This window comes from Pseudomonas sp. CMR5c, assembly GCF_003850545.1.
GTDB lineage: Bacteria > Pseudomonadota > Gammaproteobacteria > Pseudomonadales > Pseudomonadaceae > Aquipseudomonas > Aquipseudomonas piscis.
Window position 1 is genome coordinate 6,468,140 of sequence record NZ_CP027705.1, and the last position, 13,843, is coordinate 6,481,982.

General features: G+C 63.0%; 11 protein-coding genes. 2 read left to right on the plus strand and 9 right to left on the minus strand.

Features of this window, described 5'->3' with window-relative positions:
- The first annotated feature begins 80 nt into the window (after positions 1-80).
- Entirely contained in the window at positions 81-2,489 is a 2,409-nt protein-coding gene (locus C4K40_RS29925; RefSeq protein WP_053133834.1) for a penicillin acylase family protein, read from the plus strand.
- A 27-nt stretch (positions 2,490-2,516) separates the two neighbouring features.
- Here C4K40_RS29925 and C4K40_RS29930 read toward each other — a convergent pair whose 3' ends face one another.
- The gene (locus C4K40_RS29930; RefSeq protein ID WP_022641699.1) at positions 2,517-3,485 is read right to left on the minus strand and encodes a GlxA family transcriptional regulator; all 969 of its coding nucleotides are present in this window, start codon (positions 3,483-3,485) and stop codon (positions 2,517-2,519) included.
- A 200-nt stretch (positions 3,486-3,685) separates the two neighbouring features.
- On the opposite strand from C4K40_RS29930, the gene C4K40_RS29935 reads away from it, so the two are divergent.
- The gene (locus tag C4K40_RS29935; protein WP_022641700.1) at positions 3,686-4,327 is read left to right on the plus strand and encodes an HD domain-containing protein; all 642 of its coding nucleotides are present in this window, start codon (positions 3,686-3,688) and stop codon (positions 4,325-4,327) included.
- 64 nt (positions 4,328-4,391) lie between these two features.
- Here C4K40_RS29935 and C4K40_RS29940 read toward each other — a convergent pair whose 3' ends face one another.
- The 8 genes from C4K40_RS29940 to C4K40_RS29975 form a co-directional block, all read right to left on the minus strand.
- Positions 4,392-5,282 carry an ABC transporter permease subunit gene (locus C4K40_RS29940; RefSeq protein ID WP_022641701.1) on the minus strand — a complete coding sequence of 297 codons (891 nt, stop codon included), beginning with the start codon at positions 5,280-5,282 and terminating at the stop codon, positions 4,392-4,394.
- A complete protein-coding gene (locus C4K40_RS29945; protein ID WP_022641702.1) occupies positions 5,279-6,199 on the minus strand; it encodes an ABC transporter permease subunit in 921 nt (306 codons plus the stop codon). The genes C4K40_RS29940 and C4K40_RS29945 overlap by 4 nt, the downstream gene beginning before the upstream one ends.
- Positions 6,196-7,338: an ABC transporter ATP-binding protein gene (locus C4K40_RS29950; protein WP_053133831.1), complete on the minus strand. Its 1,143-nt coding sequence runs from the start codon at positions 7,336-7,338 to the stop codon at positions 6,196-6,198. Before C4K40_RS29950 ends, C4K40_RS29945 begins: the two co-directional genes overlap by 4 nt.
- Positions 7,339-7,409: 71 nt before the next feature.
- Entirely contained in the window at positions 7,410-8,504 is a 1,095-nt protein-coding gene (locus tag C4K40_RS29955; RefSeq protein ID WP_031320673.1) for a polyamine ABC transporter substrate-binding protein, read from the minus strand.
- Between the two features lie 189 nt (positions 8,505-8,693).
- The gene (locus tag C4K40_RS29960) at positions 8,694-9,791 is read right to left on the minus strand and encodes a polyamine ABC transporter substrate-binding protein (protein WP_022641705.1); all 1,098 of its coding nucleotides are present in this window, start codon (positions 9,789-9,791) and stop codon (positions 8,694-8,696) included.
- Between the two features lie 200 nt (positions 9,792-9,991).
- The gene (locus C4K40_RS29965) at positions 9,992-11,356 is read right to left on the minus strand and encodes an aspartate aminotransferase family protein (protein WP_022641706.1); all 1,365 of its coding nucleotides are present in this window, start codon (positions 11,354-11,356) and stop codon (positions 9,992-9,994) included.
- A 56-nt stretch (positions 11,357-11,412) separates the two neighbouring features.
- Positions 11,413-12,771, minus strand: a complete 1,359-nt coding sequence (locus tag C4K40_RS29970; protein ID WP_022641707.1) for a glutamine synthetase family protein — start codon at positions 12,769-12,771, stop codon at positions 11,413-11,415.
- Between the two features lie 38 nt (positions 12,772-12,809).
- On the minus strand, positions 12,810-13,592 hold the full coding sequence (locus C4K40_RS29975) for a gamma-glutamyl-gamma-aminobutyrate hydrolase family protein (protein ID WP_053133828.1): 783 nt from the start codon (positions 13,590-13,592) through the stop codon (positions 12,810-12,812).
- Positions 13,593-13,843 lie beyond the last annotated feature (251 nt).

The window sequence follows — 13,843 nt, forward strand, 5'->3', positions numbered from 1 at the left end:
CGCACCGCAGGCCAGATGTGTTACATGTCTGCTGCCCGACCAGGGCGGCACCGAACATAACAACGCAGCAAGGAGCCCGCATGAAACGCAGCCTCACCGTCGTCGCCGTGTTGATCCTCGCCCTGTTGCTGGGCCTCGGCGGCTACCTGTACAGCAAGCAGCCGGTGCGTCAGGGCCAGGTGGAGCTCAGCGGCCTGCAGGGCTCGGCCACGGTGCGCTACGACGAGCGCGGCGTACCGCATATCCGCGCGGAGAACGAAACCGACCTCTACCGCACCCTGGGCTACGTGCATGCCCAGGACCGGCTGTTCCAGATGGAAGTGCTGCGCCGCCTGTCCCGTGGCGAGCTGGCCGAGGTTCTCGGGCCCAAGCTGCTGGACACCGACAAGCTGTTTCGCAGCCTGCGCATCCGCGAGCGAGCCGACAGCTACGTGGCCGGGCTCGACCGCCAGTCTCCCGCCTGGCAAGCCCTGCAAGCCTACCTGGACGGTATCAACCAGTATCAGGACAGCCACCCAAGGCCCATGGAGTTCGACATCCTGGGCATCCAGAAGCGGCCCTTCACCGCCGAAGACACCGTCAGCGTCGCCGGTTTCATGGCCTACAGCTTCGCCATGGCGTTTCGTACCGAACCGCTGATGACCTATATCCGTGACCAGCTGGGCAACGACTACCTGAAGGTGTTCGACCTGGAGTGGCAGCCCAAGGGCGTCCTGGCCAATGGCAAGACCCCAGCCACGCCGCACCTGGCCGCCATCGACTGGCAGGACCTGGCGAAAATCGGCCACCTGAGCCAGCAGGCCCTGGCCGACGCCGGCCTGCCGCAATTCGAAGGCAGCAACGCCTGGGCCGTGTCCGGCAGCCGGACCAAGAGCGGCCGCCCGCTGCTGGCCGGCGACCCGCATATCCGCTACTCGCTGCCATCGGTGTGGTACGAAGCCCAGCTCTGGGCCCCGGGCTTCGAGCTCTACGGCCACTACCAGGCGCTGGTGCCGTTTGCCTTCCTGGGCCACAACCTGGACTTCGGCTGGAGCCTGACCATGTTCCAGAACGACGATCTCGACCTGATCGCCGAGAAGGTCAACCCGGAGAACCCCAACCAGGTCTGGTTCCATGACCAATGGGTGGACCTGATCAGCAGCGAGCAGCAGATCGCCGTCAAGGGCCAGGCGCCGGTGACCCTGACCCTGCGCCAGTCGCCCCATGGCCCGATCATCAACGACATGCTCGGCAGCACCGTGGGCAAGGCCCCGATCGCCATGTGGTGGGGATTCCTGGAGACGCCCAACCCGATCCTCGACGGCTTCTACCAGCTCAATCGCGCCGACACCCTGCCCAAGGTCCGGGCGGCCGCGGCCAAGGTCCATGCGCCGGGACTGAACATCGTCTGGGCCAATGCCAAGGGCGATATCGGCTGGTGGGCCGCCGCCCTGCTGCCCAAGCGCCCGGCCGGAGCCAAGCCGACCTTCATCCTCGATGGCAGCACCGCCCTGGCGGACAAGGACGGCTTCTACCCCTTCAGCGCCAACCCCCAGGAAGAAAACCCGGCCCGGGGCTACATCGTCTCGGCCAACTTCCAGCCGACCTCCCCCACCGGCATGGAGATTCCCGGCTACTACAACCTGCCCGACCGGGGCCAGCAGCTGGATCGCCAGCTCAGCGACAAGACGCTGAAATGGGATCTGGAGAACACCCAGAAGCTGCAACTGGGCACCACCACCGCCTACGGTCCGCGCTTGTTGGCGCCTTTGCTGCCAGTGCTGCGCGAAGTGGTCGTAGCCCCCGAGGAACTCAAGCTGGTGGAGCAACTGGCGCAATGGCAGGGTGACTATCCGCTGGAATCCACCAGCGCCACCCTGTTCAACCAGTTCCTGTTCGAACTGGCCCGGGCGACTTTCCATGAGAAGCTCGGCGATGCCTATTTCGACGCCCTGATCCAGGCCCGGGTGGTGGACGCCGCCCTGCCGCGCCTGGCGGCAGACCCCGACTCGCCCTGGTGGGACGACCGCACCACAGCGCAGCGGGAAAGCCGTGCCGATACGGTGAAGCAAGCCTGGCGCGCGAGCATCGACCACCTCAAGCGCACCCTCGGGCCAAACCCGGCGCAATGGCGCTGGGGCAGTGCCCACACCCTGACCCATGGCCACCCTCTGGGCATGCAGAAGCCCCTGGACCGCGTGTTCAACGTCGGGCCGCTGGAGGCTCCCGGCAGCCATGAGGTACCGAACAACCTCACCAGCAAGATCGGCCCGGCACCCTGGGCGGTGGTCTACGGTCCTTCGACCCGGCGCATCATCGACTTCGCCGACCCGGCCCATAGCCTGACCATCAATCCGGTCGGCCAGAGCGGTGTGCTGTTCGACAAGCACTATGACGATCAGGCCGAAGCCTATATCGAAGGGGTTTACCAGCAGGCGCACTTCAGCGAAGAGGAAGTCACCGCCAACACCCGCAGCACCCTGAAACTGCTACCGGCCCGCCGCCCCTGAACCAGGCGCCCTGGTAGCCGCCGCTGGCTACCAGGACGGCGGGGCGAAGTTCGCCCGGAACTGCTGCGGGGTCAGCCCCAGGCGGCGCTTGAACACACGGAGCAGGTGCTGGGCATCGCGAAACCCGCAGCGATAGGCCAGGGTCTTGAGCGGCGCCGACGAGCGCTCCAGCAGCGCCCGAGCGGCATCGACCCGCGCCCGCTCGACAAACTCTGCAGGGGTTATTCCAGCTTCACGGACAAAGACCCGGGAAAAGTTGCGTGGGCTCATGTGCGTCGCACGCGCCAGCTCGCCGATGCTCAGGTTGTCCTGCAGGTGATCCAGCACATGTTGCTGGACCTGGGCCACGACGGAAGTGGCTGTAGCCTGGGGCAGCAGGAACGGGCTGAACTGCGACTGGCCTCCGGCGCGCTGGGTGAACACCACCAGGCGCTTGGCCACGTTCAAGGCCACCTCGGCGCCCCGATCCTTGGCCAGCAGATACAACGACAGGTCGATGCCGGCGGTGACCCCCGCCGAGGTGAACAACCTGTCGTCCTCGACATACAGGCGGTCGACCTCGACCCGGGTCGAGGGATACAAGGTCGCGAGCGCCAGCGCATCGCTCCAGTGGGTGGTCACCGTGCGTCCCTCCAGCAGGCCCGCCCGAGCCAGGATGAACGCGCCGTTGCAGATCGAACCGAAGCCCGCGGCCCGGGCACAAGCCCCGCGCAGCCAGGCGTCGAAGACCGGGCCGAAGTCGCTGCCGGGGACTTGCGGCCCACCCGCCACCAGCAACAGGTCGAAGGCTTCCACAGCCTCTTCGAAGGAGCGCCGGGCCTGCAGCACCAGGCCGTTGGAGCAAACCTGCGCGCCGGCCTGGAGCCCGATCACCTCCAGGCGGTAATGGTCTTCGACCGGCAAGAACCGATTGGCCTCGCAAAATACGTCCATGGGGCCCGTCACATCGAGGGCCTGGACACCGGGAAACACCAGGATGGCAACGGATCTGGCCATGGCACGCACCTTCTTCTATGGGCCGGGCAGGCGGGCCCGACGCTGGATTGTCGCAACCAGGCCCCCGAGGCGACAGCCCATGGCCGTAAATGCCCCCAGGTTGGCCCGGATCGCAGCCCCGGATCGATTGTCCCCATGCCTGGCCAGGCACAGACTCTGGGCTCCAGCGCCAGCACGGCGCCCGCCACGAGGACCGCCCCATGAGCTCCACCATCGCCGGGATCAAGATTCCCGACAGCGCCCTGGCCCGGGCCACCACCGACTACATTCGCGATATCGAATCCGATTTGCTCTACCACCACTCGCGCCGGGTATTCCTGTTCGGCGCCCTGAGCGGCGAACGCCGCCAGCTGCAATACGACCCACAGCTGCTGTACGTCGGCGCGATGTTCCACGACCTGGGCCTGGTGCCCGGCCACCGCAGCGACGACCAGCGCTTCGAAGTCGACGGTGCCAATGCCGCCCGGGACTTCCTCAAGCCCTACGGGCTGAGCGACGACGATATCGAGCAAGTCTGGCTGTCCATCGCCCTGCATACCACTCCCGGCATCCCCCAGTACCTGCGCCCCACCGTGGCCCTGGTCACAGCCGGGGTCGAGATGGACGTCCTGGGCATCGACTACACGGCCTTCCCCAGCGCCCAGCGCGAGGCGGTGGTGCATGCCCATCCCCGGGGCGAAGGTTTCAAGGAGTGCATCATCTGCGCATTCGCCGACGGCCTGCGCCATCGGCCGCAGACCACCTTCGGCAACGTCAAGACCGATGTCCTGGCCGACCAGCAGCCTGGGTTCCAGCCGACGAACTTCGTCGAAGTGATTCGCCGCTCGCCCTGGGTTTCCTGAGCCAGGACACGAGGCCAGAAACCACAACGCCCCTGGAAAGGGGCGTTGTGCTATTGCAACAGGCTCAAGCGGCTTGCGGCGCCTTGGGCCGGCGCACGTCCGGCTGTTTCCAGGAATCGGCGGCGCTCTCTTCGATGGCTTGCTGGATCGCCCGCTTGCGGGCCTCCTCGGCGCGCCGACTGAAGAACCAGACCAGGAAGGTCACCAGCGATACCGCCAGCAGGATCAGGCTGGCCACCGCGTTGATCTCCGGCTTGACCCCCAGGCGCACCGCCGAGAAGACTTCCATCGGCAAGGTGGTGGAGCCCGGTCCGGACACGAAGCTGGCCAGCACCAGGTCGTCCAGCGACAGGGCGAAGGACATCATGCCGCCCGCCGCCAGGGACGGCGCGATCATCGGGATGGTGATCAGGAAGAACACCTTGAACGGCCGCGCGCCCAGGTCCATGGCCGCTTCCTCGATGGACAGGTCCAGCTCGCGCAGGCGCGCCGACACCACCACCGCCACGTAGGCGGCACAGAAGGTGGTATGGGCGATCCAGATGGTGGCGATGCCACGTTCCTGGGGCCAGCCGATGGCCTGGGCCATGGCCACGAACAGCAGCAACAGCGACAGGCCGGTGATCACCTCGGGCATCACCAGTGGCGCGGTGACCAGGCCGCCGAACAGGGTACGCCCCTTGAAGCGGCTGATCCGGGTCATGACGAACGCCGCCAGGGTGCCCAGGGCCACTGCCGCCACGGCGGTGTAGCAGGCGATTTCCAGGGAGCGCAGCACCGAGCCCATCAGCTGGGTGTTGTCCAGCAGGCCGACATACCAGCTGACCGACCAGCCACCCCACACCGTCACCAGCCGCGAGGCGTTGAACGAGTAGATCACCAGGATCAGCATCGGCAGGTAGATGAACAGCAGGCCCAGGACCAGCATCAAGTTGGAGAAACTGAAGCGCTTCATTCCTTGGCCTCCATTTCTTTGGCCTGGCTACGGTTGAACAGGATGATCGGCACGATCAGGATCGCCAGCATCACCACCGCCAGGGCCGAGGCCACCGGCCAGTCGCGGTTGTTGAAGAACTCCTGCCACAGCACCTTGCCGATCATCAGGGTCTCCGGACCGCCGAGCAACTCAGGAATCACGAACTCGCCCACCACCGGGATGAACACCAGCATGCAGCCGGCGATGATGCCGTTCTTGGACAGCGGTACGGTGATCCTCCAGAAACTGTTGAAAGTCCCCGACCCCAGGTCGGCGGCGGCTTCCAGCAGGCTCGGGTCGTGCTTGACCAGGTTGGCGTACAGCGGCAGCACCATGAACGGCAGGTAGGAATAGACCACGCCGATGTACACCGCGGTGTTGGTGTTGAGGATCTGCAGCGGCTCGCTGATCCAGCCCATGGACATCAGGAAACCGTTGAGCAGGCCGTTGTTGCTGAGGATGCCCATCCAGGCATAGACGCGGATCAGGATCGCGGTCCAGGTCGGCATCATGATCAGCAGCACCAGTACGGTCTGCATTTCCTTACGGGCACTGGCGATGGCATAGGCCATCGGGTAGCCGATCAGCAGGCAAAGGATGGTGCTGATGAATGCCATCTTCAGCGAGCCGAGGTAGGCGGCGATGTACAGCTCGTCGTCCCCGAGCATCGCGTAGTTGCCCAGGTTCAGCAGGATCTGCAGCTTCTGGTCGACGTAGCTGTAGATCTCGGTGTACGGCGGGATGGCCACGTCCGCTTCGGCGAAGCTGATCTTCAGGACGATGAAGAACGGCAGCATGAAGAACAGGAACAGCCAGATGAACGGGATCCCGATGACCAGCTGGCGGCCTCCGGGAATTATTCGGTCGAGTCGGCGCTTGAGCTTTCGCATGTTCATGAGCGCAGTACCACGCCGCTGTCGTCTTCCCACCACACGTAGACCTGGTCACCCCAGGTCGGCCGCGCCCCGCGGCGCTCGGCGTTGGCGACGAAGGATTGCACCAGCTTGCCGCTCGGCAGCTCGACGTAGAACACCGAGTGGCCGCCCAGGTAGGCGATGTCGTGGACCTTGCCACTGGACCAGTTGTACTCGCAGGTCGGCATCTCGGCGGTCACCAGGAGTTTTTCCGGGCGGATGGCGTAAGTCACCGACTTGTCCTGGACCGAGGTGCTGATGCCGTGGCCGACGTAGATGTTGCGGTCCACGTCCTTGCAAGTGATCAAGGCATGGCCTTCGGCATCGTCCACCACTTCGCCCTCGAAGATGTTGACGTTGCCGATGAACTCGCAGACCAGGCGGCTGACCGGGGTCTCGTAGATATCGATCGGGCTGCCGATCTGGGCGATCCAGCCCAGGTGCATGATGGCGATGCGCTCGGCCATGGTCATGGCCTCTTCCTGGTCGTGGGTCACCATCACGCAGGTCACGCCCACGCGCTCGATGATCTCCACCAGCTCCAGTTGCATCTGCGAGCGCAGCTTCTTGTCCAGGGCGCCCATGGGCTCGTCGAGCAGCAGCAGCTTGGGTCGCTTGGCCAGGGAGCGGGCCAGGGCCACGCGCTGGCGCTGGCCACCGGACAATTGGTGCGGCTTGCGCTTGGCGTACTGGCTCATTTGCACCAGTTTGAGCATCTCCGCCACCCGGGCGTCGATCTCCGCCGAAGGGATCTTGTCCTGCTTGAGGCCGAAGGCGATGTTCTGGGCCACGGTCATGTGCGGGAACAGCGCATAGGACTGGAACATCATGTTGATCGGCCGCTCGTAGGGCGGCATGTCGGTGATGTCCACGCCATCGAGGAAGATCCGGCCCTCGGTAGGCCGCTCGAAGCCGGCCAGCATGCGCAACAAGGTGGACTTGCCCGAACCGGAGCCGCCCAGCAGGGCGAAGATCTCGCCTTTCTTGATCTCCAGGGACACATCGTCCACGGCCACCGTCTCGTCGAACTTCTTCGTGACCCGGTCGATCTTGACCAGCACCTGCTTGGGTGTCTGGTCGCCCTCGAGGGCTTTCTTATAGGCGCCGGAGGCAACTGCCATTTGCGAAACTCCCAACAAAATTTTCAGCCCGCCCCTGGTGGACGGGTCCCGGATAGTTTGAGCCTGTAGAACTATTTACCCGTCTTGACCTTGGTCCAGCTGCGGTTCATCAAGCGTTGGATACTGGCTGGCAACTCTATGGACACGTAAGTCTTGTCGAGCACGGCCTGCGGTGGATAAACCGCTTCATCGGTGCGGATGGACTGGTCCATCAACTTGTCCGACCCGGGGTTGGGGTTGGCATAACCGACATAGTCACTGACCTGGGCGATCACCTCAGGTTGCAGCAAATAGTTGATGAAGGCGTGAGCCTCCTTGACGTTGCTCGAGTCCTTGGGGATGGCCAGCATGTCGAACCACAGGGCGCCGCCTTCCTTGGGAATGGTGTAGGCGATGTTCACGCCCTTGCCGGCATCGGCTGCCCGGGCCCGGGCCTGGAACACGTCGCCGGAAAAGCCGACGGCCACGCAGATATTGCCGTTGGCCAGGTCCGAGATGTACTTGGACGAGTGGAAGTAGGTCACGTAGGGACGTACCGCCAGGAGCTTGGCCTCGGCCTTCTTGTAGTCCTGGGGGTTGGTGCTGTTGGGGTCCAGGCCCATGTAGTTGAGCACCGTGAGCATCATTTCGTCGGCGGAATCGAGGAAGGCCACGCCGCAGCTGCTGAGTTTCTTGATGTTCTCCGGCTCGAACAGAACGCTCCAGGAGTCGATCTTCTCCACCCCCAGGGCGGCCTTCACTTTATCGACGTTGTAGCCGATGCCGTTGGTGCCCCACAGGTAGGGCACTGCGTACTGGTTGCCCGGATCGTTGACCTCGAGGCGCTTGAGCAACTTCGGGTCGAGGTTGGCGTAATTGGGCAACAGGCTCTTGTCGAGCTTCTGGAACGCCCCGGCCTTGATCTGCTTGCCCAGGAAGTGGTTGGACGGCACTACCACGTCGTAGCCGGTGCGACCGGCCAGCAACTTGCCTTCCAGGGTTTCATTGGAATCGAATACGTCATACAGCGGCTTGATACCCGTGGTCTTTTCAAACTCAGACAGGGTGTTCTGACCGATGTAGTCGGACCAGTTATAAATATGCACGGTCGATGCCGCCTGGGCGCTTGCCACCAGCGTCAGGCTGGCGGCGGCCAGCATGGCTTTGCGAAATAAAGTAGTAGGCAAGTGGAGGTCCTCTTGAATAGTTGGGCCAAAGTTGCCCCGCGCTACCTGACAGCCCCCAAGCTGCCCAGCAACAAAACCGGCGCGCAACTTACCCTCGATAAACCAATCCAGCAAAACTTTCTGTCATTTAATTGTTTCCTGTTACCGCCCTCGCCATGACGACGGCAACAGGTATCGCTGCAAATCGGCTTATTTACCGGATTTGATCTTGGTCCAGCTGCGGGTCAGGATGCGCTGGGTCGCGGCCGGCAGGTCGGCGATCGCGTACAGCTTGGCCTGGACATCGGCAGGTGGGTAGACGCCCGGGTCGCTGGTGATGTCTTTATCGACCAGAGGGGTCGCGGCCGCGTTACCGTTGGGGAAACGCACGGCGTTGGTGATCTCGGCCATGATTTCCGGCTTCTGCAGGAAGGTCATGAACTTGTAGGCACCCTCGACGTTTTCCGCATCCTTGGGAATGGCGACCATGTCGTAGAAGCTGCCAGCACCTTCCTTGGGAATGTTGTAGCTGACCTTGACCTTGTCACCGGCCTCGGCGGCGCGGGCCTTGGCCTGGTAGATGTCACCCGAGTAGCCGACGGCCACGCAGATGTTGCCGTTGGCCAGGTCCGAGATGTACTTGGAAGAGTGGAAATAGCCGATCGAAGGACGGATCTTGAGGAACAGCTTCTCGGCCTCGTCCAGTTGCTTCTTGTCCTGGCTGTCAGTCGGATAGCCCAGGTAATGCAGCGCCACCGGGATCATCTCGGTCGGCGAATCGAGGAAGCTGATGCCGCAAGACTTCAGCTTCTCGGCGTTTTCCGGCTTGAACAGCAGGTCCCAGGAGTTGGTCGGAGCGTCGGCACCCAGTGCGGCCTTGACCTTCTCGGCGTTGAAGCCGATGCCGATCGAGCCCCACATGTAAGGGAAGGCATGCTTGTTGCCCGGGTCGCTCACCGATACCGCCTTGAGCAGCGATTCGTTGAGGTTCTTCCAGTTCGGCAACTTGGATTTATCCAGTTCCTGGTACACACCAGCCTTGATCTGCTTGGCCAGGAAGTTGTTGGAAGGCACTACCACGTCGTAGCCGGACTTGCCGGCCAGCAACTTGGCTTCCAGGGTTTCGTTGCTGTCGAACACGTCATAGACCACTTTGATGCCGGATTCGGCTTCAAACTTCTTGATGGTGTCTGGCGCGATGTAGTCGGACCAGTTGTAGACGTGCAGCACTTTATCGTCCGCTTGTGCCGCCGTCGCCATCACGCCCATCAGGGACATGGCGAGGAGGGTCTTGCCAGCTAACTTCATACCTAATGCCTTCATGCGTAATGCTCCAATTGTTCTTTTTAAGCACATTCTCGGTGACCCGCTGCCGGGTGCCACTGTCCGGGACCACTGAAAACGGCGGCTAGTCTGGCAAGATCCAAGGCCGGCTTTCAAGGCACGTTCCGGCCTTTATATCCGCTTCGCGCGCAGTGCCCGCAAGCACTGCGCTCAAAGCCTAGCACTCAGCCCTGCAGCGCACTCAAGGTCAGGTCCAGGCACTTGCGCGCCTTGGCCACCAGCTCGTCGATTTCCGCCTCGCTGATCACCAGCGACGGGGCGATGATCATGGTGTCGCCCACGGCACGCATGATCAGGCCGTTGTCGAAGCAGAACTGCCGGCAGATCATGCCCACGCCCCGACCTTCGTAACGCGCCCGGGTAGCCTTGTCCTTGACCAGCTCGATAGCCCCCAGCATCCCCAGGCCGCGAACTTCGCCCACCAGCGGGTGGTCGCTGAGCTCGCGCAAACGCTTCTGCAAATACGGTGCCGTCTGCTCATGCACCTTCTCGACGATTTTCTCTTCGCGCAGGATGCGGATGTTTTCCAGGCCCACCGCCGCTGCCACCGGGTGGCCGGAATAGGTGAAGCCGTGGTTGAAATCACCGCCCTCGCTGAGCACCTTGGCCACGGTGTCACGCACGACCACACCGCCCATGGGGATGTAACCGGAGGTCAGGCCCTTGGCGATGGTCATGAGGTCAGGTGCAAGGTCGTAGTAGTCGGAGCCGAACCACTGGCCGGTACGGCCGAAACCACAGATCACTTCGTCGGCGACGAAGAGGATTTCGTACTTGGCGAGGATTTCCTTGATCTTCGGCCAGTAGGTTTCCGGCGGGATGATCACACCGCCCGCGCCCTGGATCGGCTCGGCGATGAAGGCCGCGACGTTGTCTTCGCCGACTTCGAGGATTTTCTTCTCCAGTTGCTCGGCAGCCCACACACCGAACTCATCCGGCGTCATGTCGCCGCCTTCGCCAAACCAGTATGGCTGCGGGATATGCACGATACCCGGGATCGGCAAGCCGCCCTGCTCGTGCATGCCGCTCATGCCGCCCAGGCTGGCGCCGGCCACCGTGGAGCCGTGGTAGCCGTTGATACGGCCGATGATGGTCTGCTTCTTCGGCTTGCCCTTGAGCGCCCAGTAGTGACGGACCATGCGCAGCACGGTGTCGTTGCCCTCGGAGCCGGAGCCGGTGAAGAACACGTGGCTCATGCCTTTGGGCGCGACGTCGATGATCGCCTTGGCCAGCTCCAGCGCCGGCGGGTGGGCGGTCTGGAAGAACAGGTTGTAGTACGGCAGTTCGCGCATCTGCTTGCTGGCCACTTCGGCCAGTTCATCACGGCCGTAACCTACGGCCACGCACCACAGGCCGGCCATGCCGTCGAGGATCTGGTTGCCTTCACTGTCCCACAGGTACACACCCTTGGCATGGGTGATGATCCGCGGCCCCTTCTCCTTCAACTGGTTGAAGTCGCTGAAGGGTGCCAGGTGGTGATCACTGCTGAGGGTTTGCCACTCGCGGGTTTGCGGGTTTTTATGAGTCATCAATGTCTCCTTGGTATCAGTGAAGGCGCCACCGACGGGCAGCGGCGCCTGGCGTGTCAGACGGCGAACAACAGGAACTCCCTCTCCCAGGAACTGATCACGCGCTTGAAGTTTTCATGCTCGGCTCGCTTGACCGCGACGTAGCCGGTGATGAACTTGTGGCCCAGGTACTTCTCGATGGTCTTGCTGTTTTCCATGCGTTCCAGGGCGTCCTCGATGGTCAGCGGCAGGCGCAAGTTGCGGCGCTCGTAACCACGGCCCACCACTGGCGCGCTCGGATTGTGCCCTTCGACCATGCCGATGAAGCCGCACAACAGGCTGGCGGCAATGGCCAGGTAGGGGTTGGCATCGGCACCCGGCAGGCGGTTTTCCACCCGGCGGTTCTGCGGCCCGGCATCTGGCACCCGCAGGCCCACGGTGCGGTTTTCCTCGCCCCACTCGACGTTCACCGGCGCCGAGGTATCGGGCAGGAAGCGGCGGAACGAGTTGACGTTGGGGGCGAACAGCGGCAGCAACTCGGGGATGAACTTCTGCAAGCCGCCGATATGGTTGAGGAACAACTGGCTCATGGTCCCGTCGTCGTTGGAGAAGACGTTCTTGCCGGTGCTGATGTCGACGATGCTCTGGTGCAGGTGCATGGCGCTGCCCGGCTCGCCGGTCATGGGCTTGGCCATGAAGGTGGCGGCCACATCATGCTTGAGCGCCGCTTCGCGCATGGTGCGCTTGAACACCAGGATCTGGTCGGCCAGGGACAGCGCGTCGCCGTGACGGAAGTTGATCTCCATCTGCGCCGTGCCGTCCTCGTGGATCAGGGTGTCGAGATCCAGCTCCTGCAACTCGCACCAGTCGTAGACGTCCTCGAACAGCGGGTCGAATTCGTTGGCGGCCTCGATGGAGAACGACTGGCGCCCGGTTTCCGGACGCCCGGAGCGGCCCACCGGCGGCTGCAGCGGGTAGTCGGGGTCGTCGCTGCGCTTGGTCAGGTAGAACTCCATTTCCGGCGCCACGATCGGCTGCCAGCCATGGTCGGCATAGAGTTTGAGGACCTTCTTGAGCACGTTGCGTGGCGACAGCTCGATGGGGTTGCCTTGCTTGTCGTAGGTGTCGTGGATCACCTGGGCGGTGGGCTCGATGGCCCAGGGCACCAGGTACACCGCGTTATGGTCCGGGCGGCAGATCATGTCGATGTCCGCCGGGTCCAGCAGTTCGTAATAGATGTCGTCTTCGACATAGTCGCCGGTCACGGTCTGCAGCAGCACGCTCTCGGGCAGGCGCATGCCTTTTTCGGCGATGAACTTGTTGGTCGGCGAGATCTTGCCCCGGGTGATGCCGGTCAAGTCGCCGATCAAGCATTCGACTTCTGTGATCTTGTGGTCTTTCAACCAATCGGTGAGCTGGTCGAGGTTGGTACTCATAAATGCCTCTAGGCTGAGTTTCCTGACTCTCTATTAAGTCAGGCGTTGTGTGACGCTTCGGCGTCGCGCTGTTTTGCCCGCTCGCGGCAGGCATCACCAAAAGCCTGGAAGATGGCCAGGTAGTGAGGATTGCAGCTTACCTGCCATTCGGGGTGCCATTGCACCCCCAAAGCAAAAGCCTTGCTCCTATCGACGGAAATCGCCTCGACCAGCCCGTCCGGAGCACGCGCCTCGACCCGCAAGCCCGGAGCCAGACGCTCCACGCCCTGGGCATGGATGGAATTGACCTGCAGGGTTTGCGGCAGGCCCAGGTCGGCCAACACGCCACCAGCCTCGACATGCAGTTCATGGGCCGGGGCGTACCAGTCATCCAGGGGCTGGCCGGGTTCATCCCCATGGCGGTGGTCCATGAACGGCGGCACCTGGTGCACGTTCTGGTGCAGGCTGCCGCCCAGGGCGACGTTCATTTCCTGGAATCCGCGGCAGATGCCCAGCACCGGGACCCCGGCCTCGACGGCGGCCTGGAGCAGCGGCAAGGTGGCGGCGTCCCGTGCAGAATCATGAGCAGTGCCCGGCGCGCTGGCCTGGCCCTGATAATGGAAAGGTTCGATATTGGAAGGGGAGCCGGTAAAGAGGATACCGTCCAGTCCGTCCAGAATATCGGACGGTGCCAACAATGGAGCCAGGGATGGGAGGATCACCGGCAGGCCCTGGGCCGCGGTGGCCACTGCCTGGACATACTCGTCGCCACTGATGTGGTAAGCGTGCAGACCGATCTGCCTGGAGCAGGCGGTGACGCCGATTAACGGCCGGCGAGACATGAAACACCCCGGTATTATTGATGTTATGGGTTTGAGCCGAGCTTAGCCTTGTTCATTTTTTTACACAACACCCCTGTAAAAGATACAACACAGCTCACTCAAGCCTGGGGCAGGCAGGGTGCCAGAGCCCATAAAAGCGCCCTGTTTTACTGCAAAAATGCCCCGCCAGCCCTTTATTAGGGCAAAAAAGGCCTCGCTTGACTTCGGCATGCCGTTCGGGTTGACTGAAACCAGAAAAGATCAATGATTGA